This is a genomic window from Telluria sp. ZT3P39 (assembly GCF_059685935.1).
The window spans coordinates 1-23,811 of sequence record NZ_JCASIH010000020.1; the positions used below are offsets into that span (position 1 = coordinate 1).

General features: G+C 64.7%; 21 protein-coding genes. 13 read left to right on the top strand and 8 right to left on the bottom strand.

Going from position 1 to position 23,811, the window contains the following annotated elements:
- Nucleotides 1–210: 210 nt before the first annotated feature.
- Together AC56LR_RS16725 and AC56LR_RS16730 are read right to left on the bottom strand one after the other, a co-directional pair.
- Nucleotides 211–1,788 (bottom strand): alkaline phosphatase D family protein, encoded by a 1,578-nt coding sequence (locus AC56LR_RS16725; protein WP_497131950.1) that lies wholly within the window; start codon nucleotides 1,786–1,788, stop codon nucleotides 211–213.
- Nucleotides 1,789–1,794: 6 nt separating this feature from the next.
- Nucleotides 1,795–2,235 carry an acyl-CoA thioesterase gene (locus AC56LR_RS16730; RefSeq protein WP_497131951.1) on the bottom strand — a complete coding sequence of 147 codons (441 nt, stop codon included), beginning with the start codon at nucleotides 2,233–2,235 and terminating at the stop codon, nucleotides 1,795–1,797.
- Nucleotides 2,236–2,297: 62 nt separating this feature from the next.
- On the opposite strand from AC56LR_RS16730, the gene AC56LR_RS16735 reads away from it, so the two are divergent.
- The gene (locus AC56LR_RS16735) at nucleotides 2,298–4,154 is read left to right on the top strand and encodes an ABCB family ABC transporter ATP-binding protein/permease (RefSeq protein ID WP_497131952.1); all 1,857 of its coding nucleotides are present in this window, start codon (nucleotides 2,298–2,300) and stop codon (nucleotides 4,152–4,154) included.
- 187 nt (nucleotides 4,155–4,341) lie between these two features.
- Here the strand turns inward: AC56LR_RS16735 and AC56LR_RS16740 are convergent, their stop codons facing one another.
- From AC56LR_RS16740 to AC56LR_RS16750, 3 genes are all read right to left on the bottom strand, one after another.
- Entirely contained in the window at nucleotides 4,342–5,421 is a 1,080-nt protein-coding gene (locus AC56LR_RS16740) for a type II asparaginase (protein WP_497131953.1), read from the bottom strand.
- A 29-nt stretch (nucleotides 5,422–5,450) separates the two neighbouring features.
- Nucleotides 5,451–6,734 carry a metal-dependent hydrolase family protein gene (locus AC56LR_RS16745; RefSeq protein WP_497131954.1) on the bottom strand — a complete coding sequence of 428 codons (1,284 nt, stop codon included), beginning with the start codon at nucleotides 6,732–6,734 and terminating at the stop codon, nucleotides 5,451–5,453.
- A gap of 81 nt (nucleotides 6,735–6,815) precedes the next feature.
- Nucleotides 6,816–8,078 carry a dicarboxylate/amino acid:cation symporter gene (locus AC56LR_RS16750; protein ID WP_497131955.1) on the bottom strand — a complete coding sequence of 421 codons (1,263 nt, stop codon included), beginning with the start codon at nucleotides 8,076–8,078 and terminating at the stop codon, nucleotides 6,816–6,818.
- Between the two features lie 236 nt (nucleotides 8,079–8,314).
- Here AC56LR_RS16750 and AC56LR_RS16755 point away from each other — a divergent pair, with 236 nt between their 5' ends.
- The 7 genes from AC56LR_RS16755 to AC56LR_RS16785 all read left to right on the top strand — a co-directional run bounded on the left by AC56LR_RS16755 (nucleotide 8,315) and on the right by AC56LR_RS16785 (nucleotide 13,584).
- Nucleotides 8,315–9,040, top strand: a complete 726-nt coding sequence (locus AC56LR_RS16755) for an amino acid ABC transporter ATP-binding protein (RefSeq protein ID WP_497131956.1) — start codon at nucleotides 8,315–8,317, stop codon at nucleotides 9,038–9,040.
- Nucleotides 9,041–9,126: 86 nt separating this feature from the next.
- A complete protein-coding gene (pyrC, locus tag AC56LR_RS16760; protein WP_497131957.1) occupies nucleotides 9,127–10,176 on the top strand; it encodes a dihydroorotase in 1,050 nt (349 codons plus the stop codon).
- A gap of 7 nt (nucleotides 10,177–10,183) precedes the next feature.
- On the top strand, nucleotides 10,184–10,975 hold the full coding sequence (locus AC56LR_RS16765) for a DUF3025 domain-containing protein (protein WP_497131958.1): 792 nt from the start codon (nucleotides 10,184–10,186) through the stop codon (nucleotides 10,973–10,975).
- 13 nt (nucleotides 10,976–10,988) lie between these two features.
- The gene (locus AC56LR_RS16770) at nucleotides 10,989–11,981 is read left to right on the top strand and encodes a Gfo/Idh/MocA family protein (protein WP_497131959.1); all 993 of its coding nucleotides are present in this window, start codon (nucleotides 10,989–10,991) and stop codon (nucleotides 11,979–11,981) included.
- Nucleotides 11,982–12,082: 101 nt separating this feature from the next.
- Complete coding sequence (locus AC56LR_RS16775) at nucleotides 12,083–12,418, top strand: hypothetical protein (RefSeq protein ID WP_497131960.1); 336 nt, start codon at nucleotides 12,083–12,085, stop codon at nucleotides 12,416–12,418.
- Between the two features lies 1 nt (nucleotide 12,419).
- A complete protein-coding gene (locus AC56LR_RS16780; protein ID WP_497131961.1) occupies nucleotides 12,420–12,788 on the top strand; it encodes a glyoxalase superfamily protein in 369 nt (122 codons plus the stop codon).
- A gap of 40 nt (nucleotides 12,789–12,828) precedes the next feature.
- Nucleotides 12,829–13,584: an NYN domain-containing protein gene (locus AC56LR_RS16785; RefSeq protein ID WP_497131962.1), complete on the top strand. Its 756-nt coding sequence runs from the start codon at nucleotides 12,829–12,831 to the stop codon at nucleotides 13,582–13,584.
- A gap of 84 nt (nucleotides 13,585–13,668) precedes the next feature.
- Here the strand turns inward: AC56LR_RS16785 and AC56LR_RS16790 are convergent, their stop codons facing one another.
- Nucleotides 13,669–14,133, bottom strand: coding sequence for a GNAT family N-acetyltransferase (locus tag AC56LR_RS16790; RefSeq protein WP_497131963.1), 465 nt, complete (start codon nucleotides 14,131–14,133; stop codon nucleotides 13,669–13,671).
- 44 nt (nucleotides 14,134–14,177) lie between these two features.
- On the bottom strand, nucleotides 14,178–16,238 hold the full coding sequence (gene recG / locus AC56LR_RS16795) for an ATP-dependent DNA helicase RecG (RefSeq protein ID WP_497131964.1): 2,061 nt from the start codon (nucleotides 16,236–16,238) through the stop codon (nucleotides 14,178–14,180).
- A gap of 104 nt (nucleotides 16,239–16,342) precedes the next feature.
- On the opposite strand from recG, the gene queA reads away from it, so the two are divergent.
- From queA to secF, 5 genes are all read left to right on the top strand, one after another.
- Nucleotides 16,343–17,365 (top strand): tRNA preQ1(34) S-adenosylmethionine ribosyltransferase-isomerase QueA, encoded by a 1,023-nt coding sequence (gene queA, locus AC56LR_RS16800; protein ID WP_497131965.1) that lies wholly within the window; start codon nucleotides 16,343–16,345, stop codon nucleotides 17,363–17,365.
- Between the two features lie 9 nt (nucleotides 17,366–17,374).
- Entirely contained in the window at nucleotides 17,375–18,514 is a 1,140-nt protein-coding gene (gene tgt, locus AC56LR_RS16805) for a tRNA guanosine(34) transglycosylase Tgt (protein ID WP_497131966.1), read from the top strand.
- A gap of 138 nt (nucleotides 18,515–18,652) precedes the next feature.
- Nucleotides 18,653–18,985: a preprotein translocase subunit YajC gene (gene yajC, locus AC56LR_RS16810; protein ID WP_497131967.1), complete on the top strand. Its 333-nt coding sequence runs from the start codon at nucleotides 18,653–18,655 to the stop codon at nucleotides 18,983–18,985.
- Nucleotides 18,986–19,043: 58 nt separating this feature from the next.
- On the top strand, nucleotides 19,044–20,930 hold the full coding sequence (gene secD / locus AC56LR_RS16815; protein WP_497131968.1) for a protein translocase subunit SecD: 1,887 nt from the start codon (nucleotides 19,044–19,046) through the stop codon (nucleotides 20,928–20,930).
- Nucleotides 20,931–20,932: 2 nt separating this feature from the next.
- Nucleotides 20,933–21,955 (top strand): protein translocase subunit SecF, encoded by a 1,023-nt coding sequence (secF, locus tag AC56LR_RS16820; protein ID WP_497131969.1) that lies wholly within the window; start codon nucleotides 20,933–20,935, stop codon nucleotides 21,953–21,955.
- A gap of 451 nt (nucleotides 21,956–22,406) precedes the next feature.
- Here secF and AC56LR_RS16825 read toward each other — a convergent pair whose 3' ends face one another.
- Complete coding sequence (locus AC56LR_RS16825; protein ID WP_497131970.1) at nucleotides 22,407–23,807, bottom strand: DUF1501 domain-containing protein; 1,401 nt, start codon at nucleotides 23,805–23,807, stop codon at nucleotides 22,407–22,409.
- Nucleotides 23,808–23,811: the final 4 nt, after the last annotated feature.

Sequence of the window (23,811 nt, forward strand, 5' to 3'; positions counted from 1 at the left end):
CTGAACATGTTGCAGGGTTTGAGTTTTAAGTTTGGCGACTTCGGGTATACGCCCGTAACCCACTCCCTGCAACCCTTTCAGCGATTTCCCTACAAATTATTCCGGACAGCAGTGGGCCTTCGCCGGGATGACGTTTACAGGTAGCGGACTACGGTCGCGTCCTGTTTAGCTTGCTTAAAGACCGTCACCCCAATTCCGCACCGCACCACCTCAGCCCAGCCGCATCGCCCCCGCCACCCCATCATCCACCCTGAACGCCGCCAGCTGCCCGATCGCCGACTTCGCATCGTGCACGTCGTCCAGGCCCATGCAGCGCGCCACCGCCTGTTTCGGCGTGATCTCCAGCAGCAGGTAGCCGCGCTTGTCGCTGCGCCCGTACAGCATGTGCGGATTGTTTTCCATCTGCGCCAGGGTGCGCTGCTGCGGGCGCGAACTCGAGGTCACCGAAGTGCCCACGAACTCGGTCGCCACCACCGGGTTCTGCTTCGACACGGCTTTGGAAAAGTCCGGCCGCAGCGAGGCCGCATAGAAGGTGTGCACGTCGCCGCCCAGCACCAGCGGGTTGTGGGCGCCGTGTTTCACGATGGTGTCGAGCAGGCGCCGGCGCGCCGCCGGATAGCCGTCCCAGCCATCGGTCCAGAAGCGGCCATCATCCGGCGTGAGCACCGGCACGCTGCTCGACTGCGCCATCAGGGTCTGCTGGGCCAGGATGTTCCACTTCGCGCGCGAGGTCGCCAGGCCGGATTCCAGCCAGGCTTCCTGATCAAGGCCCAGCATCGTGCGGCGCGGATCGCGCAGCGCTTCGCAGCCGCGTGCGAACACTGCGTTCGAGCCGCCGCGGGTGCTCGATTTGGCGCACACCTGCGGCGAGCGGTACTGGCGGTCGTCGAGCACGTGGAAGCGCGCCAGCCGTCCCCAGTCGTAGCGCTGGAACAGCGGCACGGCGCCGAAGCCGTCACGCCTTACCTGGGGCAGGCGCAGCGGCATGTGCTCGTAGAAGGCCTGGTAGGCCGCTGCCCGGCGCGCCGCGAAGTCGCTTGCTAAGCGCTCGTCGCGCAGGGCGGCGTAGTCGTTGCCGACCTCGTGGTCGTCCCAGGTCACGATCCAGGGCGCGGCGTGGTGCGCCGCCTGCAGGTCCGGGTCGCTCTTGTACTGCGCGTAGCGCTTGCGGTACTCCTGCAGCGTGAACGACTCGTTGCTGCGCACCGCGCGCGCCGGGTGACGCAGCTGGTAGGGGCCCCATTCGTAGATGTAGTCGCCCAGGAAGGCGACCAGGTCGGGATTGGCGGCCGCGATGTGGCGGTGCGCCGCATAGCTGCCGAATTCCCAATGCTGGCAGGAGGCGACGGCCAGCTTGAGCATGCCCGGCATGCTGTCGCGGCCGGGCGCGGTGCGCGTGCGGCCGACCGGGCTGACGGCGTCGCCCAGCATGAAGCGGTACCAGTAGGGCCGGTCGGGAGCCAGGGCTTTCACGTCGACGTGGACGCTGTGGGCCAGTTCCGGCGCCGCGACGGCGGTGCCGCTGGCCGCAATGCTGCGGAAGGCCTCATCGCTCGCCACTTCCCAGCGCACCGGCATCGCCACGGGCGCCATCGGCGCGGCGCCCAGCGGATCGCTCAGGATGCGCGTCCACAGGATCACCGAATCGGGCAGCGGCGAGCCGGAGGCCACGCCCAGGCTGAACGGGTAGGGGCCTTTGCCGGACGAGGCGCAGGCGGCCAATGACACGCTCGACAGCGCTGCCGACAGGCGTGCGCCATCTAACAGGAAATGCCGGCGCGTCGGCATGGCGCCTTATTCGCGCGAGATCAGCGAATCGAGCGGCGGCAGCTGGCGCGGCTTGCGGTCCGGGCCGGTGGCGACATAGGTCAGCTGCGCTTCGGTCACTTTCACGACATCGGACTGCAGGCGGTTGCGCTCGGCATAGACCTCGACGCAGACGGTGATCGAGGTATTGCCGACCTTGACGATGTTGGCGTAGAACGACAGCAGATCGCCCACGAACACGGGCTGCTTGAACAGGAAGGAATTGACGGCAATGGTGGCCACGCGGCCATTGGCGCGGCGGGTGGCCGGCAGCGAGCCGGCGACGTCGACCTGGGCCATGATCCAGCCGCCGAACACGTCGCCGTACACGTTGGCGTCGGACGGCGCAGGCATCACGCGCAGTTCCGGCATCTTGCCTTCTGGCAGACGCGTGTGCGGGGCGGGTGGGGTGTTTTGGGGCGTGGTCATCTTGTTTTTCCGGTAAAAGCTACAATCGTCACGAATTGAACCATAAATCCAGAAGCCCTGCCATGCGACGCACCCCCGCCAGTACTGTCCCCCTGCCACCCGATTCGAAAGGCGTGCCCCGCAACGACTGGGCCACGCTGCGCACGCTGTTCCCCTACCTGTGGGTCTACAAGTGGCGCGTGCTGGCGGCGCTGGCCGCCCTGGTCGGCGCAAAACTGGCCAACGTCGGCGTGCCGCTGGTGCTCAAGCAGCTGATCGACCAGCTCGCGATCGACCCGGCCAATCCCAAGGCGCTGCTGGTGCTGCCGCTGGGCGCGCTGATCGCCTACGGCTTGCTGCGCCTGTCCACCACGCTGTTCACCGAACTGCGCGAATTTTTATTCGCGCGCGTCACCCAGCGCGCGGTCCGCACGATCGCCCTGCAAGTATTCCGCCACCTGCACGCGCTGTCGCTACGCTTCCACCTGAACCGCCAGACCGGCGGCATGACGCGCGACATCGAGCGCGGCACCCGCGGCGTCAATTCGCTCATCTCCTACTCGCTGTTCAACGTGCTGCCCACCCTGGTGGAGATCACGCTGGTGCTGGGCTACCTGGTGCTGAACTACGACATCTGGTTCACCATCATCACCGCCGTGGCGCTGGTCAGCTATATCGCGTTCACCGTGATCGTGACCGAATGGCGCACCCATTTCCGCCGCACGATGAACGACCTCGACTCGAAAGCCAACACCAAGGCCATCGATTCGCTGATCAATTACGAGACCGTCAAATACTTCGGCAACGAAGACTACGAAGCCAAGCGCTACGACCAGGGCCTGCAGAGCTACGAGAACGCCGCGGTGCGCTCGCAGACTTCGCTGTCGGTGCTCAACACCGGCCAATCGCTTATCATCGCCACCGCCGTCACCCTGATCCTGTGGCGCGCCACCGAAGGCGTGATCGCCGGCACCATGACCCTGGGCGACCTGGTGCTGGTGAACTCCTTCATGATCCAGTTGTACATCCCGCTGAACTTCCTGGGCGTGATCTACCGCGAGATCAAGCAGAGCCTGGCCGACATGGAGCGCCTGTTCTCGCTGCTCGACCAGAACCGCGAAGTGGCCGACAGTCCCGGCGCCCAGCCGCTCGTGACGGATCCCGTCAAGGGCGCCCGGGTCGAGTTCTCGCACGTCGAGTTCAGCTACGAAGCCAAGCGCCAGATCCTGTTCGACGTCGACTTCACCATCCCCGCAGGCACCACGACGGCAGTGGTGGGCCACAGCGGCTCGGGCAAGTCGACCCTGTCGCGCCTGCTGTTCCGCTTCTATGACGTCAACGGCGGGTCGATCCGCATCGACGGCCAGGACCTGCGCGCCATCACGCAAGCTTCGCTGCGCGCGGCGATCGGCATCGTGCCGCAGGACACGGTGCTGTTCAACGACAGCATCGAATACAACATCGCCTATGGCAAACCTGGCGCCTCGCACGAGGACATCGTCGCGGCGGCGCGCGCGGCGTCGATCCACGATTTCATCGAAAGCCTGCCGGACGGGTACAAGACCATGGTGGGCGAGCGCGGCCTGAAGCTGTCGGGCGGCGAGAAACAGCGCGTGGCGATTGCCCGGACCTTATTGAAAAACCCGGCGATCCTGATCTTCGACGAGGCGACGTCGGCGCTCGACTCCAAGGCCGAGCAGGCGATCCAGGCGCAGCTGAAAGAGATCGCGAAAGACCGCACCACCCTGGTGATCGCGCACCGCCTGTCGACCATCGCGGATGCGCAGCAGATCATCGTGCTCGATCACGGCAAGATCGTCGAGCGCGGCACGCACGGCACGCTGCTGGCGGCGCGCGGTTTGTATGCGCAGATGTGGGAACGGCAGCTGGCGCGGCCGGATGAGGAGTTGGCGTCGCCGCCGCTGGAGTTGGCGAAGTAGGGAGGGGGGCGGGACGGCAGTTGTGAGGCCGCTACTTCGTTTTCATCGTTACCCTCAAGACCGTCGTCCCGGCGAAGGCCGGGACCCAATTCCGTCGTGCTGTGAGTAAGCAAGCCGTATCTGAGCGCGTGCAAACTTGGATCCCGGCCTGCGCCGGGATGACGTGCTGACGGACGTGTCCTGACAATCAGTAGGTAGAAAACATCCGCTGAATCTCCTTGGTGCCGCTCGTCTTCGTCAACGCCAGCATCAGCAAGATCCGCGCCTTCTGCGGCGACAGGTTATCCCCCGCCACGAAATCGAGCTCGTCGTCATTGGCCTCGCCATTGCGCGCCACGATGCCCTGGCCGACCCGTGCCGAGCGCACGATGATCACGCCCTTCTTGCGCGCAGCGGACAAAGCAGGACGCACCTTGGCCGGCAGCGAGCCATTACCGACGCCCGCATGGACCAATCCCCTGGCGCCCGAGGCCACCAGCGCGTCGATCGCCACCGGCCCGACGTTTGCATGCGCATAGGCGACTTCGACCTGCGGCAAGACGGACAGGTTCATCACGTCGAACTCGGTATCGACCGTGTGGCGGCGGGTGGCGGTGCGATAGAAATACGGCTTGCCGCCCTGGATATAGCCGAGCATGCCCAGTTCCGACGCCTTGAAGGTGTCGGCCGTCGTCGTGTTCGACTTGGTGACGTCGCGCGCGCCGTTGATCTGGTCGTTCATCGCCACCAGGACGCCGCGTCCGACAGCCTCTTGCGAGCCGGCCAGTTGCACCGCGTTGTACAGGTTGATCGGACCGTCGGCCGACAGGGCCGTGGACGGGCGCATCGAGCCCACCACCACCACCGGCTTCCTGCTTTTGACGACCAGGTTCAGGAAATAGGCCGTTTCTTCGAGCGTGTCGGTGCCGTGGGTGATGACGATGCCGTCGACGTTCGGCTGGGCCAGCAGCACGTTGACGCGCTTGGCCAGGATCAGCCAGTGCTCGTTGCCCATGTTCTCGCTGGCGATCTGGAACACCTGCTCGCCGCTGACGTTGGCGACCTTGGTGATCTCGGGCACGGCCTGGATCAGCGCCTGCACGCCGACGGTGGCGGCGGTATAGCCCACCGTCGTGGTGCTGGTGGCGCCGGTGCCGGCGATGGTGCCGCCGGTGGCCAGGATGGTCACGTTCGGCAGCTTCGCCTGCTGCGCCTGCACGGCGCCGGTAAGCATGAACAGGAATGCGAACAGCGAAGCTGCCGCGTGCTTGGTCTTCTGGAATTGCATGGTCTCTCCTTGTCTTTATACGTGGCGCCTTACAGCTTCTTGTAGACGACGCCGTCTTTCATCACAAATTTCACCTGTTCGAGCAGTTTCACGTCGCGCAGCGGGTCGCCGTCGACGGCGATGATGTCGGCCGCGAAGCCCGGCTCGACCGAACCGAGGCGCTTGGGCTGGTCGAGCAGTTCGGCCGCGTGCAGCGTCGCCGCGCGGATCGATTCCAGCGGCGACATGCCCGCTTCCACCATGTAGCCGAATTCCTTGGCGTTTTCGCCATGCGGGAACACGCCGGCATCGGTGCCGAAGGCGATCTTCACGCCGGCCTTGTGGGCGCGGGCGAAAGTGGCTTGCAGCTGCGGCCCGATGGCGGCGGCCTTCGGGCGCACCAGCGCCGAGTAGTAGCCGTCGATTCTGGCCTTGTCGGCCACGTAGCGGCCGGCCGAGATGGTCGGCACGTACCAGTGGCCGGTCTTCTTGAAGAGAAGGATGGTTTCGTCGTCCATCAGCGTGCCGTGCTCGATCGAATCGACGCCGGCGCGCAGCGCCCGTTTCATGCCTTCGGCGCCGTGCGCGTGAGCCGCGACGCGGAAGCCATAGTCCTTGGCGGTGCTGACGATCGCGCGCAGCTCGTCCTCGGTGTACTGCGAGTTCTGCCCGTTGGCGGCCTGGCTCAGCACCCCGCCGGTGGCGGTGATCTTGATCAGGTCCGCGCCTTCCTTGTAGCGGGCGCGCACGGCCTGGCGACCCTGCTCGGGGCTGTCGATTACGCCCCGTTCCGGGCCGGGCGTGCCGATTTTCTCGCCCAGGAAGTGCGACAGGTTGTTGGTCGGGTCGGCATGGCCGCCGGTGGTGGCGATCGACGTCCCGGCGGTGAACATGCGCGGGCCGGGGATCGAGCCGGCGGCGATGGCGCGCTTGAGCGAGACGTTCAGGGCGTCCTCCGCACCGAGGTCGCGCACCGTGGTGAAGCCGGCCATCAGGGTGCGCTCGGCGAATTTCACCGAGCGGTAGGCCATGTCGGCCGGGTCGGCGGTGAGGCGGTCGCGGTAGGAATCCACCGCAGGCTGGGTTTCAAAGCTGAGGTGCACGTGCATGTCGATCAGGCCCGGCAGGCAGGACTGGCGCGACAGGTCGATATTGCCCAGCGCCTGGGTCATCGGGCCGATCGACTTGATTTCGCCGTTCTCCACCACGATGCTGACGCGCTCGCGCCAGACGCCGCTTTTCACGTCGAGCAGGCGGCCGCAATCGACTGTCTGGGTGGCGGCCTGCGCGCCACTTATTGCGAATACCATGCCAAACGCGTAAAGCTGCTTCATGTCCCGCTCCTCATTATAGTTTGGCTGCTTGTAAAAAAGGCCTCCCGTACTGGAAGGCCTTCGGTATCGTGCTTGCCCGCGTCAGCGCAGCGGCGCGACGCTGACGTCCTTGACCGGCTCTCCCAGCTCGCCTTCCCACTTGGCGACGACCGCGGTCGCAATGCCGTTGCCGATCACGTTGGTGGCCGAACGGGCCATGTCCAGGAAGTGGTCGATGCCCAGCAGGAGCAGCAGGCCGGCTTCCGGGATGTTGAACTGGGCGAGGGTGGCGGCAATCACCACCAGCGAAGCGCGCGGCACGCCGGCCATGCCCTTCGAGGTCAGCATCAGCACCAGCATCATGGTCATCTGGGTCGCCAGGTCGAGTTCGATGCCGTAGGCCTGGGCGATGAACACGGCGGCGAAGGTGCAGTACATCATCGAGCCGTCGAGGTTGAACGAGTAACCGATCGGCAGCACGAAGGCGGCCAGGCGGTTCTTGACGCCGAAGCGCTCCAGGCCTTCCAGGGTTTTCGGGAAGGCCGCTTCAGACGAGGCGGTCGAGAAGGCCAGCAGGGTCGGCTCGCGCAGTTCGGCGATCAGGCGCAGCACGCGCGGACCGAGGAAGGCCATGCCGATCAGGATCAGCACCACCCACAGCAGGACGATGCCGAGGTAGAACTCGGCCATGAAGATGCCGTAGGTCGACAGCACGCCCAGGCCGCTCTTGGCGATGATGCCGGCCACTGCCGCGAACACGGCGATCGGCGCGAAGTTCATGACGTAGCCGGTCACCTTGAGCATGATGTGGGCGACGCCGTCGACCGCATCGATCAGCGGCGTGGCGCGCGCGCCCACCGCCGCGGCAGCGGTGCCGAAGAAGATCGAGAACACGACGATCTGCAGGATCTCGTTCTTGGCCATGCCGTCCACGATCGACGACGGCACCAGGTGGGTGATGAATTCCTTCAGCGTCAGGCTCGTGGTGACGATGCCCGACGAGGTGCCGACCGGCGGCAGCGCGCCCGACAGCGCCATCGCATCGCCCGGACGGAACAGGTTCACCAGGATCAGGCCCAGCGACAGCGAGATGACCGAGGCGATCACGAACCAGCCCAGCGCCTTGACGCCGATGCGGCCGACTTCCTTGGCGTCGCCCATCTTGGCGATGCCCACCACCAGGGTCGCGAAAACCAGCGGTGCGATGATCATCTTGATCAGGCGGAGGAACAGGGTCGTCACCAGCGACATCGCGTCGGCGAAGCCGGCCGGATTGGCGAGATTGGCGTTGGCGAAGTAACCGACGACGATCCCGAGTGCGAGGCCGATCAGGATATAGATGGTCAGGCGATTTCGATTGTTCATAAAGCTTCCGGTGGACCTGTGCAAGACCGGCGGCAGGCGAGGGCTGTCGCTGGCGGATTTATTGGGGCATGACGCTGGCTTCAAGAGGGGAAACGGCCAGTTCGTTCTGTAGAATATGGCAAGTTCCGAAGTATCCTTGGCGCTGGAAATGCTGTCAAGCATGCTTACATTACCAGCAAGCGCGCACGCAACAGCGTACGACAAGCCCTGTAAAAGGGCGCATATACAGGCACCGCATGATCGAAATCGAGAACGTCAGCAAGTGGTACGGCAACTTCCAGGTGCTGCGCGAATGTAGCACGCGGGTCGCGCGCGGCGATGTCGTGGTCGTGTGCGGGCCGTCCGGCTCGGGCAAGTCCACCCTGATCAAGACCGTCAACGGGCTCGAACCCTTCCAGGAGGGCGTCGTGCGGGTCGACGGCATCTCGGTCGGCGACCCGAAGACGAAACTGCCGCAGCTGCGCGCGCGCATCGGCATGGTGTTCCAGAACTTCGAGCTCTTCCCCCACCTGTCGGTACGCGAAAACCTGACGCTGGCCCAGGTCAAGGTGCTCGGCCGCAGCAAGGACGAGGCGCTCGAGCGCGGACTCAAATACCTCGACCGCGTGGGCCTGCTGGCCCATCAAGACAAATTCCCGGGCCAGCTCTCGGGCGGCCAGCAGCAACGGGTGGCGATCGCGCGCGCCCTGGCGATGGATCCGGTAGCCATGCTGTTCGACGAGCCGACGTCCGCGCTCGACCCCGAAATGATCGGCGAAGTCCTCGACGTAATGGTCGGGCTGGCGCAGGAGGGCATGACGATGATGGTCGTCACCCACGAGATGGGCTTCGCGCGCAAGGTGGCCGACCGCATCGTCTTCATGGACCACGGCAGCATCGTCGAGGACAGTCCCAAGGAAGAGTTCTTCAACGCCACCCGTTCGGAACGGGCGCGCGAATTCCTGGCCCGTATTATTCATTAGTCAAGGCGCACGGCGGAATGGACGGCGGCGCGCTGCCCGGGCGGCGCTGCGGGTAAAATGTCGGCATCCGAAAATCGAGAGCTGCCATGTCCCCCATCGAGACCCCAGATAGCATCACCATCACCCGCCCTGACGACTGGCACCTGCACCTGCGCGACGGCGCGGCGCTGGCCGACGTCCTGCCGCATACCGCGCGCCAGTTCGCGCGCGCGATCGTGATGCCGAACCTCAAGCCACCGGTCACCACGACCGCGCAAGCCGCCGCCTACCGCGACCGCATCCTGGCGGCTCTCCCCCAAGGTATGCGCTTCGAGCCGCTGATGACGCTTTATCTCACCAACAATACCGACCCGGACGAGATCCGCCGCGCCCAGGACAGTGGCTTCATCCACGCGGTCAAGCTGTACCCTGCCGGCGCCACCACCAATTCCGATGCCGGCGTGACCGACCTGCGCAACTGCTACAAGGTGCTGGAAACCATGCAGGAAGTCGGCATGCCGCTGCTGGTGCATGGCGAGGTGACCGACCACGACATCGACCTGTTCGACCGCGAAGCCGTGTTCATCGAGCGCGTGATGCGCCCGCTGCGCCGCGACATGCCGGTGCTGAAGGTCGTGTTCGAGCACATCACCACCAAGGAAGCGGCGCAATACGTGGCCGAGGCCGAAGGCCCGATCGCGGCCACCATCACTGCCCACCACCTGCTCTACAACCGCAACGAGATCTTCAAGGGCGGCATTCGCCCGCACTATTACTGCCTGCCGGTCCTCAAGCGCGAAGAACACCGCCTGGCGCTGGTCACCGCCGCCACCAGCGGCGACGAGCGCTTTTTCCTGGGCACCGACTCGGCGCCGCACGCGGTGCACACCAAGTACGCCGCCTGCGGCTGCGCCGGCTGCTACACCGCGCTGCACGCGATGGAGATGTACACCGAGGCCTTCGCCCAGGCCGGTGCGCTCGACAAGCTGGAGGCCTTCGCCAGCCTGAACGGCCCGGGCTTCTATGGCCTGCCGGTCAACGAGGGCTCAATCACGCTCAAGCGCGAAGCCTGGACCCTGCCCGAGACCCTGCCGTTCGGCAAGCACCAGCTGGTGCCGCTCAACGCCGGCGAAACCATCAACTGGAAGATGGTGTAAGCCGCAGATGCTGGCGCAGATCGACTGGTCGCACCCGTGGTACGACTCGGTGCGGCCGGCGTTCGCGCGGCTGGCGCTGACGGGCGACGAATTCATCGAGGCGTTCAACCGCAATGCGGCGGCGCTCGGGCTGCATAACGATAGCGGCCTGCCGCTGCGCTTCGTGCCCCAGGGCGCGCTGCCCGAAGGTACCGCCTACGAGGAATTCATCGGCGCCACCGGCCAGGTCCCCACGCGCGACAACCTGCACGACTTCTTCAACGGACTGGTCTGGCAGACCTTCCCGCTCATCAAGCGCCAGCTCAATGCCCTGCAGGCGGCCCAGATCGCCCAGGCGGGCGTGGGCAAGTCGCGCGGTCCGGCGCGCGACGCCGCCACCATCTTCGACGAGAACGCCGCGCTGCTGGTCGTACGTGCCGACAGCAGGGGACGTGCACTGGTGGACGAGCTGCGCGCGCACTGCTGGCTGGCCGCCCTGTTCGAGAAGCGCGCCCTGTTCGGCCCTGTCGCCCAGGTCTGGTTGTTCGGCCACGCGCTGATGGAAAAGCTGGTGGCGCCGCGCAAGGCGATCACGGCGCATACCCGGGTCTTGTTCGTCGAGGACGAGTACTTCTCGCTGGCGCCGGATGCGCAGCGCGCCTGGCTCGACGCCCACGTGGCCGCGCAGCTAGCCCGTGAGGGCTTGAGCACAGCCGGCTTCACGCCGCTGCCGGTGCTCGGCGTGCCGGGCTGGTGGCCCGGACAGGACCAGGATTTTTACCTCGACACCACCGTCTTCCGCCCGAAGCGGACAAGCTGACAAGGAACAGCCAATGGCACACGCAGTACGCTGGGGTATTCTCGGCACCGGCAAGATCGCGCGCGCCTTTGCCGATGCGCTCAAGGACGTGCCGGGCGCCGTGCTGGCTGCCGTGGCCTCGCGCAGCCTCGACAAGGCGCAAAGTTTCGCCCACGAATTCGGCGGCGCCGCAGCTTTCGGCTCCTACCAGGAGCTGGTCGACTCCGACGGCGTCGACCTGGTCTATGTCGCCACGCCGCACCCGCAGCATGCCGACAATGCCTTGACTGCGCTGCGCGCCGGGAAGGGCGTGCTGGTCGAGAAACCGTTCACGATGAACCTGCGCGAAGCCGAGCAGGTGGTCACGCTCGCGCGCACACGCCGCCTGTTCCTGATGGAGGCGATGTGGACGCGCTACCTGCCGGCCTTCGAGGAGGTGCGGCGCATCATTCTATCGGGCGAGATCGGTGAAGTGAGCCAGGTCGTGGCCGATTTTGGCTTCACCGCCAGCTTCGGCCCCGAGCACCGCGTCTTCAATCCGGAACTGGGCGGCGGCGCGCTGCTCGACCTCGGCATCTACCCGCTGTCGATCGCGGCCGCGCTGCTCGGCCCCGTGGCCGGAATCAAGGCGCAGGCCGTGATGGGCGCCACCGGCGTGGACGTGCAGACCGGTTTCACGCTCAGGCACGAAGGCGGTGGCATCTCGGTATGCAGCTGCTCGTTCCAGGCCCGCACGCCATGCGAGCTGACGGTATCGGGCACGCGCGGCCATGTGCGCATGAACACGATGTTCCACCGCGCGCGCAGCGTGACTGTCACCCTGGAAGACGGCAGCGCGCGCACGGTCGACACGCCGTACCTCGGCAACGGCTACGTGCACGAAGTGATGGAAGCGCAGCGCTGCTTCCTGGCGGGCCTCACCGAGAGCCCGGCCATGCGGCTGGGAGAAACGCTGGCGCTGATGGGCGTGATGGACGAGATCCGGCGCCAGATCGGACTGGCCTACAGCGCCGACCGTGCCGCATAAACGACGCGTCTAAGCGCTGTGCATGGCCCGGCGTCTGCATGTTGACATTGCAGCCGGGTGTGCGAATACTGGACTTCGTTTCCTCATCCAGTGGAGCCCCCATGCGCATCGCCTCTTCCCTCATCCTCGCTGCCGGCCTGCTCTGCAGCGCCGCCCACGCCGCGCCCGTCCCGGCAGACAAGACGGCCTATGTCGGCAACTGGCAGGGCAAGGACATGCAGCTATCGCTGGCCCAGGACGGCAAGGTCAAGTACAAGCGCGACCAGCCAGGCAAGAAGCTCGACCTGAGCCTCGAGCTGCAGGGCTTCAACGGCGACCATTTCGACGTCGGCTGGGGCATCGTGCGCTCCACCTTCATCGTCAGCAAGCCGCCGCACCGCGAAGGCAAGCAGTGGAAGATGACCGTCGACGGCGTCGAGCTGACCCGGGGCGAATAACATGACACTGCGCACCGTTACGCCGATCCTCCGCATCTTCGACGAAGCCAAGGCGCGCGAATTCTACGTCGATTTCCTCGGCTTCAAGGTCGACTGGGAGCACCGCTTCGAGCCCACGCTGCCGCTCTACCTGCAGGTCTCGCGCGACGGCTGCATCCTGCACCTGAGCGAACACCATGGCGACTGCTGCCCCGGCGCGGCCATGCGCATCGAAACCGGCGACGTCGATGCCTACCAGCGCGAGCTGATCGCGAAGCAGTACGGCTACGCCCGCCCCGGCGTCGAGGACATGCCGTGGGGGACGCGCGACATGTCGGTGAAGGATCCGTTCGGGAACCGGCTGACGTTTACCAGCGCGATCAGTACCTGACCATCGCCATGGCACATGTTCATGCTGGGAGCTGAAATTGGTGACTGACCAACGCGTTGCGATCATGATCGATTGCGACAACGCGAATCCGATGGTCCTGGATTATGCGATGCGGTGCGCTACTGTCTATGGCCGTGTGGTCCTGAAGCGGGCCTACGGCAACCACACGACGCTTGCCAACCGGTGGAAGGACGCTCTCGTGCGAATGGGGTTCGCGCCCTGCCTCCAGTTCCAGTATGCGAACGGAAAGAATACGTCCGATATCGCTCTTGCCCTGGATGCATTCGAGGTCTTGCTCGACAACCGCGCAGACAGCTTTGTCATCGTGACAAGCGATTCCGACTTTGTCTACCTTTGCCACAAGCTCAGAGAACGCGGCGCGGCGATCCATGTGGTCGGAGAGGCAAAGACTCCGGAAGCATTACGTAGCGCTTGCGAGCGGTTTTTTGAATTCTGCCCTGCCGAGCCGGCAAAGGCGGCGCCGAAGCAAGCGCCTCTTGCGCCTGGGCCGCTGTCGGCGGTGCCGGCCGCTCCGCCGACCAAGACGAAAACGCTGCCACAGTTCATGCTCGATGCGGTCTCGCAGCTAGCTGCATGCACGCCGGATGGCAGGGTGCAGCTGTCTTTGCTGGGCGGCCATCTCGGCAGCAGGCCCCAGGGTTTCAAGGCGAAGAACTACGGTTACCCGAAGCTGATCGACATGTTGCGCGCTTATCCATCCCTCAAGCTAAGCAGTCCGGGCGACAAGACTTGCACCGTTCGATTCGTGCAAGAGCCGGGCAGCCGGGCTGCTTGAGCGGCGTAACATAATCGATAGGACAGCGCCGCATACAGGCAACAGGCCTGCCGAGCTGCCTGCCAGCAAACGAAGAAAGGCGGCTTAGTCCTGCAGCATCAAGGTGTACCCGACGAAGGTCTCTTCGCGCTGCCAGCCGGTCGACCGGTATAGGGCCTGCGCGTCCTCGTTGGTTTTTGCGGTCGACAGGGTGAGGAACCTTGCGTCGAGCGACTTCGCATACGAAGCCGCCGCCGCGATCAATGCCTTGCCCACGCCGCGTCGGCGCCCGGCCTCCGCCACGAACAGGTCGTTGAAGACGAACGCGCGCTTGAGCGACACCGACGAAAACGATGGGTACATCTGGGTGAAGCCCAGGACCATGTCGCCATCCTGGGCGATGAACAGGACGGATTCACCGTGATTGAAGCGATCGAGCAGGAAGCTGCGCGCGGCCGCCAGGTCGCTGGGGCGCTGGTAGAACTGGCGATACTGGTCCAGCATTGGCGCCAGCAGGTCGAGATCGGCCAGCACGGCCTGGCGCACGGTGAAGGTCGGAACTGTCGTCATGCCTGGTTTCCTGGTGAGTGATTGAAAACGAATCCGCTGGGATGCTAGACCTTGAGGAATTCCTCACGCCCGCCCAGCCAGCGCGACAAATGTGCATCCACGATCGCCATGTATTCCGGGCGCTCGCTGTCGAGCAGGTATTGTGCCACGTCGCGCGCCTGGTCCACGATCCACTGGTCCGCTTCCAGGTCGGCGAAGCGCAGCATCGCTTCGCCCGACTGGCGCGCACCGAGGAATTCACCAGGGCCGCGGATTTCCAGGTCGCGCCGCGCGATCTCGAAGCCGTCGGTGGTTTCGCGCATGGTCAAGAGGCGCTGCTTGGCCACCTGGCCCAGCGGGCTTTGATACAGGAGCAGGCACACGCTCGCAGCGGAACCCCGGCCGACGCGGCCGCGCAGCTGGTGCAGTTGCGACAGGCCGAAACGCTCGGCGTGCTCGATCACCATCAGCGAGGCATTCGGCACGTCCACGCCCACCTCGATCACGGTGGTCGCCACCAGCACGTGTACTTCGCCCGCCGTGAACGCGTCCATGACCGCCTGCTTTTCGGCCGGCTTCATGCGCCCATGCACCAGGCCCACCACCAGGTCGGGCAGGGCTTCGGCCAGGGTCTCGTAGGTTTCGGTGGCGGTTTGCAGCTGCAGTACTTCGGATTCTTCGATCAGCGGGCAGACCCAGTAGACCTGGCGTCCTTCCTGCGCGGCCGCATGCACCCGTTCGATGACCTCGTCGCGCCGGTTCTGGTCGATGGCGCGCGTGACGATCGGGCTGCGCCCCGGGGGCAGTTCGTCGATCACCGACACTTCGAGGTCGGCGTAATAGGTCATGGCCAGGGTGCGCGGGATCGGCGTGGCCGACATCATCAGCTGGTGCGGCACCAGGCCGTCGCTGCCCTTGTTGCGCAGCGTGAGGCGCTGGCCGACGCCGAAGCGGTGCTGTTCGTCGACGATCACCAGGCCGAGCCTGGCGAAATTGACCGTGTCCTGGATCAGCGCATGGGTGCCGATCACCAGGTTGGCCTGGCCCGACTCGATCAGTTCCTTGGCCGCTTCCTTGTCCTTTTTCTTGAGGCTGCCCGTGAGCCAGGCGACCTTCACGCCGAGCGGCTCCATCCAGGCGGCGATCTTGCGGAAGTGCTGCTCGGCCAGGATCTCGGTGGGCGCCATCAGCGCGGCCTGGTAGCCGCTGTCGATCGCCTGCGCGGCGGCCAGCGCCGAGACCACGGTCTTGCCGCTGCCGACGTCGCCCTGCAGCAGGCGCTGCATCGGGAAGTTTTCAACCAGGTCGGCGCGGATCTCTTTCACCACGCGCTGCTGGGCGCCGGTGAGCTGGAAGGGCAGGGCGGCCAGGAAGGATTCGGACAACTTGCCGACCGCGCGCAAGGTCGGGGCGCCTTTCTCGCGGCGGGCGCGCTGCGCCCGTTTCATGGACAGCTGCTGGGCCAGCAGCTCGTCGAACTTCATGCGGGTCCAGGCCGGGTGGCTTCGCTCGGTGAGCGCGTATTCGTCCACGTCCGCCGGCGGATAGTGCAACAGGCGCACCGAGGGCTCGAAGTCCCACAAATGCAGGCGGCTCAGGAAAGCGTTGGGCAGGGTGTCGCGCCAGTCGATCCGTTTCATGGCGTCGCCCACCGCACGGCGCAGGATGGTTTGCGACAGCCCTTCGCCGGACGGATACACGGGCGTGAGCGAAGTGGGCAGCGGCGCGCCCTCGTTGATCACTTTATAGGTGGGATGCACCATCTCGGCGCCGAAGAAGCCGTGTTTGAGCTCGCCCCGCGCGCGGATACGCACGCCTTCGGCCATCTGCTTGAGCTGGCTGCCGTAGAAGTTCATGAAGCGCAGTTGCAGCTCGCCCGTCTCGTCGGCGATCTGCACCAGGAGCTGGCGGCGCGGCTTGTAGGTGATCTCGTTCTTGGTGACGACGCCTTCCACCTGCCAGGTCTGCAGGCCGCGCATCGTCGCATCGCGGATCGAGACCACCTGGGTCTCGTCCTCGTAGCGCATCGGCAGGTGCAGCACCAGGTCCATGTCGGTGCGCAGGCCCAGCCGGGCGAGCTTCGATTCGAGTGTTTTTGGGGCGGTAGGTGTCTTTGGGGCGGGCATATCGCGGCATTCTAGCTTTGCTGGCGTAAAATAGAAGGTTCGCCGCACGCAACGCAGCCTCTATTGTAAGGCTGTCAGCATCCATTTTCCCAGAATTGACAACAATGTATTCGCTTTCCGATTTCGATTTCGACTTGCCGCCAGAGCGGATCGCGCAGTTGCCGCTCCCTGACCGCAGCGCCTCGCGCCTCTTGCAGCTCGATGGCGACCGCATCACGGACCGCCATTTTGCCGACATCCTCGACCAGCTCCAGCCGGGCGACCTCCTGGTGATGAACAATACGCGCGTGCTCAAGGCGCGCTTCTTCGGCGTCAAGGAGACTGGCGGCCAGGTCGAAGTGCTGGTCGAGCGCGTGCTGGACAACCGCACGGTGCTGGCCCAGGTGCGCGCCTCGAAGTCGCCCAAGCCGGGCAACCGCATCCGCCTGGCCGACGCTTTCGACGTCACCACCGGCGAGCGCGCCGGCGAGTTCTTCACCCTGCATTTCGAGGGCGACGTGTTCGACCTGATCGAAGCCCACGGCCGGCTGCCGCTGCCGCCCTATATCGAGCACACCGCCGACGAGTTCGACGAGCAGCGCTACCAGACCGTGTACTCGAAAGAGCCGGGCGCGGTGGCCGCACCGACCGCCGGCCTGCATTTCGATCAGCCGCTGCTGGACCGCCTGGCCGCGAAGGGCATCCAGTTCGCCTACGTGACCCTGCACGTGGGCGCGGGCACCTTCCAGCCGGTGCGCGTGGAAGACCTGTCTGCGCACCAGATGCATACCGAGTGGTACACGATCCCGCAAGAGACGGTGGACGCGGTGCGCGCTGCCAAGGCGGCCGGGCGCGACGTGGTGGCGGTCGGTACCACTTCCCTGCGCGCGCTGGAATCGGGCTCGCAGACGGGCGAACTGGTTGCCGGCAGCGCGGACACCGCGCTGTTCATCACACCGGGCTACACGTTCAAGACCGTCACCCGCCTGGTGACCAATTTCCACCTGCCGAAGTCGACGCTGCTGATGCTGGTGTCGGCCTTTGCCGGCTATGCCGAGATCCGCAAGGCTTATGCCCACGCGATCGCCAACGAATACCGCTTCTTCAGCTATGGCGACGCCATGCTGCTGACCACGACCTCCAGATAATAGATACCGATGCTCGAATTTACCCTGCTTAAAAAAGACACCAGCGGCCTGTCGCACGCGCGCCGCGGCCGCCTCAAGCTCAACCACGGCACCATCGAAACCCCGATCTTCATGCCGGTCGGGACCTATGGCTCGGTCAAGGCGATGGACCCGACGGAGCTCAAGGCCGTGGGCTCGCAGATCATCCTGGGGAACACCTTCCACCTGTGGCTGCGCCCGGGAACAAAGGTGCTCGACAAGTTCGGCGGCCTGCACAAGTTCATGGGCTGGGACGGCCCGATCCTGACCGACTCGGGCGGCTTCCAGGTGTTTTCGCTCGGTGCGATGCGCAAGATCACGGAAGAGGGCGTGAAGTTCGCCTCGCCAATCGACGGCTCGCGCCTGTTCCTGTCGCCGGAAATCTCGATGCAGATCCAGCGCTCGCTGAACTCCGACATCGTGATGCAGTTCGACGAATGCACCCCCTACGAAATCGATGGGAGACCCGCGACGGCCGAAGAGGCGGCCAAGTCGATGCGCATGTCGCTGCGCTGGGCCCAGCGCTCGATGAACGAATTCAAGGGCGGCGAGAACCCGAACGCGCTGTTCGGCATCGTCCAGGGCGGCATGTACGAGCACCTGCGCGACGAGTCGCTGGCCGGCCTGGAAGACATCAACTTCCCGGGCCTGGCGATCGGCGGCCTGTCGGTGGGCGAGCCGAAAGAAGACATGAAGCGCATCCTGGCCCACGTCGGCCCGCGCCTGCCGGAAAACAAGCCGCACTACCTGATGGGCGTCGGTACGCCGGAAGACCTGGTCGACGGCGTGGCCAACGGCGTCGACATGTTCGACTGCGTGATGCCGACCCGGAATGCCCGCAACGGCTGGCTGTTCACCCGTTTCGGCGACGTGAAGATCAAGAACGCGCGCTACAAGGAAGACACGGCGCCGCTGGACGAGTCGTGTGACTGCTACTGCTGCAAGAACTTCACCCGCGCCTATTTGCATCACCTGCACCGCTCGAACGAGATTTTGGGCGCGCGCCTCAATACGATCCACAACCTGCACTATTACCTGAAGCTGATGCAGGAGATGCGCGATGCGATCGATGTGGATGGGTTCAACGAGTTCCGGATCAGGTTCGCGGCTGACCGCTCGCGCGGGGTCTAACCCCAAGTCCTGGCTTATTTTTCCAGCAACATCTTGCAATTAAGAATTGCGAACCTACCTGGCTCCAGATTGGTCCGGGCCGCATCGCCGGTGCTAGAATACACCGCTTATTTTTTTAATCTCACAATTGGAGTTCTTGTGTTCATTTCCAACGCGTACGCGCAAACCACGGCCGCAACTGATCCAGGCATCATGGGTAGCCTCACCACCTTCCTGCCGCTGATCCTGATGTTCGTGGTCATGTACTTCCTCATGATCCGCCCGCAGCAAAAGCGCCAGCGTGAGGCGAAGGCGATGATGGATGCGCTGGCCAAGGGCGACGAAGTGGCGACCGCAGGCGGCATCCTGGGCCGCGTGACCAAGGTGGCGGACACCTATGTGACGATCGAAGTCTCGACCGGCACCGAAATCGTGGTCCAGAAAAACGCAGTGACGACGCTGCTGCCAAAAGGCACCCTGAAGGCCCTGTAAGCACCCCATGCGGCCCTCCGGGGCCGTTTCCGTGCTCAACATCGAACGCTGGAACACTATGAATCGCTATCCCGTCTGGAAATATCTACTGATTGCCGTCGCGCTCCTGCTGGGCGCGCTGTACACGGCGCCGAACTACTTCGGCGAATCGCCGGCGTTGCAGGTTACTACCGGCAAATCGACGGTCAACGTCACCAGCGCCACCACCGGCCTGGTTGCGGATGCACTCAAGCGCGCCGGCGTTCCGGCCACCGCGGTCAGCCTTGAAGGCGCCGGCAACAGCACTTCCGTGCGTGCCCGCTTCGCCAGCACCGACGCCCAGTTCAAGGCCAAGCTCGCGCTCGAGCGCGACCTGAACCGCGACCAGGAAAATCCGGATTACATCGTCACGGTCAACCTGGTCAAGAACACCCCGACCTGGATGGAAAAAATCGGCGCCAGGCCGATGAACCTCGGCCTTGACCTGCGCGGCGGCGTGCACTTCCTGCTGCAGGTCGACGGCAAGGCCGTGCTCGAGACCAAGGTTAAGGGCTTGCAGGCCACTATCCGCAGCCAGCTGCGCGACAAGAACATCCGCCACGCCGGCATCGAGCGCGTCGGCAATTCCGTGGAGGTGCGCTTCCGCGACGCCGCCATCCGCACTGCCGCCCGCGCCGAGCTGGCAAAGCAGACGGAGCTGGCCTTCGCCGAGACCGCCGACGGCACCGACCTGAAGCTGGTCGTGACCCTGAAGCCGGAAGCGATCAAGCGCACCGTCGAAGACGGCGTCAAGCAGAACATCGCCACCCTGTCCAAGCGTATCAATGAACTGGGTACCACCGAGCCGCTGATCCAGCAGCAGGGCGCCGACCGCATCATCGTGCAACTGCCTGGTGTGCAGGACGTGGCGCGCGCCAAGGACATCATCGGCCGCACCGCCACCCTCGAATTGCGCATGGTCGACAACAGCGTCACCCCGGGCACCGAGCAGACCGCGGCCATTCCGCTGAACTCGGAACTGTTCCTCGAGGGCCGCGGCGCCCCGGTCGTGGTGTCGAAAGACATCGTGCTGTCAGGCGAACAGATCTCGAGCGCCGTCGCCAGCTTCGACTCCAACCAGCAGCCTGCCGTCTCGCTCGACCTGAACGGCGACGGCGGCCGCCGCATGCGCCAGACCAGCCGCGACAACATCGGCAAGCGCATGGCGATCCTGCTCAAGGAAAAGGGCAAGTACAGCGTGCTGTCGGCCCCGGTCATCCAGAGCGAATTCGGTTCGACCTTCCAGATCACCAACATGGGCACCTCGGAAGACGCCAACGAACTGGCGCTGCTGCTGCGCTCGGGCGCGCTGTCGGCGCCGATGGAATTCATCGAAGAACGCGTGATCGGCCCGCAGCTGGGCGCCGAGAACATCGAGCGCGGCCTGTATTCGACGGTCTGGGGCTTCGTGGCGATCGCGATCTTCATGATCATTTACTACCACCTGGTCGGCTTCTTCAGCGCACTGGCGCTGGCGGCCAACGTGCTGTTCCTGCTGGCCTTGCTGTCGATGATGCAGATCACCCTGACCCTGCCGGGTATCGCGGCAATCGCGCTGGCGCTGGGTATGGCGATTGACGCCAACGTGCTGATCAACGAGCGCATCCGCGAGGAGTTGCGCGCGGGCGCCGCGCCGCAGGCGGCGATCTCGGCCGGTTTCAAGCATGCCTGGGACACCATTTTCGACTCCAACGTCACCACCCTGATCGTCGGCCTGGCGCTGCTGGTCTTCGGCTCGGGCGCAATCCGCGGCTTCGCCGTGGTGCACTGCCTGGGTATCCTGACCTCGATGTTCTCGGCCGTGTTCGTGGCCCGTGGCTTCCTGAACCTCTGGTACGGCCGCAAGAAGAAACTGACCCACATCTCGATCGGCACGGTCTGGAAAGACGGTTTCACGCCTAACAAGCAAAACGCTACTCAGGAATAAAGATGGAATTCTTCAAGATCAAACGGGACATCCCGTTCATGCGCCACGCGTTGATCCTCAACGTGATTTCGGCGGTGACTTTCCTGGCTGCCGTGTTCTTCCTGGTGACCAAGGGCCTGCATTATTCGGTGGAATTCACCGGCGGTACCGTGATGGAACTGCGCTACCCGCATGCGGCCGACCAGGAAAAGATCCGCACGACGCTGCGCGCCACCGGCTACGAAGCGCCTGAAGTGACCACCTTCGGCAACGCGCAGAGCATCCTGCTGCGCCTGCCGATCGTCGAAGGCCAGGGACAGGCAGGCGCCTCGGCCCGTGCCTTTGCCGCCATCTGCACCTCCGAGCAGGGCACGCCGAAAGTCACCCAGGTCACGACCGACAAGGGCGAACAGGTCAGCCGCACCAGCTGCGTGAATGCGGCCGGCCAGGAACAGGTGAGCCTGCAGCGCGTCGAATACGTCGGCCCGGCGGTCGGCGAAGAGCTGGCCCAGAACGGCCTGAACGCGCTGCTGATGGTGATCGTCGGCGTGGTCGCCTACCTGGCGATCCGCTTCGAGTGGAAGTTCGCCGTCTCGGCCATCATCGCCAACCTGCACGACGTGGTCATCATCCTGGGCTTCTTCGCCTTCTTCCAGTGGGAGTTCTCGCTCACGGTGCTGGCGGCGATCCTGGCGGTGCTGGGCTATTCGGTCAACGAATCGGTCGTCATCTTCGACCGGATCCGCGAGATGTTCCGCAAGCAGCGCAAGATGAGCGTGCCGGAAGTGATCGACCACGCGATCACCAGCACCATCTCGCGCACCATCATCACGCACGGCTCGACCCAGCTGATGGTGCTGTCGATGCTGTTCTTCGGCGGCCACGCACTGCACTACTTCGCGATCGCGCTGACCATCGGCATCTGCTTCGGTATCTACTCGTCGGTGTTCGTCGCCGCCGCGCTGGCCATGTGGCTGGGCGTCAAGCGTGAAGACCTGATCAAGCCGGTCAAGGAAAAGGACGAGACCGACGGCGCCGTCGTTTAAGCCTGTCCCCTCGAAAAAAAATGCCGCCCGGTTATCCCGGCGCGGCATTTTTTACATTTGGATCAAGGAATGTGACAAGTTCGGGATTTGTGTGTGCTGTCGCACAGAGCCGGTCCCGGCCGATCCCTATAGTGGAACTGTCTCTTTCAGGACATCCCTAGTTTTGGACTTCACCCGCTCCCTCAACCGGAGCGGGTTTTTTTTGTTCGGTGACGCTGCCCTGCAGTTCTCCGCGAAACAGACGATTGTCGGATATTGACGGGCTCAGCCATAGAAAGTGTATTTTTTCTACGTCGCTGCGGAAATAACGAACATGAAATATCGCGCCTGTGTGAATCAGCGCACTGAGCGGCCTACGCCGGACCCCTATAGTGGAACTGTCTCTTTCAGGACATCCCTAGTTTTGGACTTCACCCGCTCCCCAACCGGCGCGGGTTTTTTTTTTACCGCGTCAGAGGAAGCCGATATTGCGTGCACTGGCATCGAAGTTGGACAGCCCGGGCAGCATCGCCAGCAGTTCGCTATCGGTCACGCCCAGCCATTTGCCCAGCGTCGCGGCGAACTGGTCGACCGATGTGGTCGGCAACAGGCGTCCCTGTCCGACATCGTCCGGTCCGCCGTTTGCGACGACCGGCGCCTTGCCATAGAAGCGCTTGCCCTTGACGGCGCCGCCCATCACGAAATGCATGCTGCCCCAGCCGTGATCGGAACCGTCGCTGTTCCCGGCCATCGTGCGGCCGAAATCCGAGGCCGTGAAAGTGGTGACACTGTCGCCCAAGCCCAGTTCGCGCATCGCTGCCTGGAATGACGCCAGGGCGGAGGCGAGGTTCGATAACAGGGCCGGATGCGTGCCGAGCAGGTTGTCGTGCGTATCGAAGCCTCCCATCGACACAAAAAACACTTGCCGCTTCGCGCCCAGTTTGGGTGCGGCGGAGACCATCCGCGCGACCATGTTGAGCTGGCTGGCCAGGCTGTTGCCGGCAGCGAAAGGCGTGGCCAGGGCCGGCGACGACGCCAGCGCGCCGGTGAGGATGCTGTCTGCCTCGATCGAGCGCTTGGTCACACGCGTATATTCGTTCTCCAGCACGTGCGCGCGCGGCTGGCTCACCAGGGTCGCGAGCGCGGCACTGGCTGCGGCCGATCCGAACAGCGGCGACTTCACGCCGGCCAGCGGCACCGAACCGCTGCTCGACACCTGGTATTGCACTGCCGATTTCCCCGACATGAATACGGCGTTGCCCGATACGTTGACGCAGGTGAAGGTCGCATTCCCGTTGCCGCTTTCGAACAGGTCGCCCAGGCGCCCGCCCCAGCCGGACGTGGCGCCCTCCGGGGAGGACGATTGCCAGACCGACTGCTGGTCGTTGTGCGAGAACAGTTTGGGCGGCAATTTGACGGAACGGTTCAGGTATTGCTGCTTGGAGGTCGGTTGCACCAGGGTGCCGACGTTGAGCATGACCGCCAGGTTGCCGGCATTGAAGAGCGGCAGCAGTGGGGACAGTTCCGGCGCCAGCGCATACTGGTGCCCGAAGCCGGCGCTGTCGACCGGGGCCTCCACCGGCGCGAGCGCGGTGGCGTCGAGGCTGGCGCGGCCGTAGGCGAAGCCGGGCCGCATCTGCTGATAGGCCGCATGGCTGCCCACGTCGTAGGGCACGAGGGTGTTGGCGTAATCGTTGCCCCCATAGAGGAACACGCAGACCAGCGCCTTGTAGTCGCCGGCCGTGGCGGCCGATGCCTCGGCCATCGCTGCCAGGTTGAGCGCCCATGGCGCGGCCACCCCGGCTACCGAGAGGGCCGAGGCCCGTTTCAGGAAGGCACGGCGCGATGCAGGTTGTTGGTGCTTGATGGCCATGGCG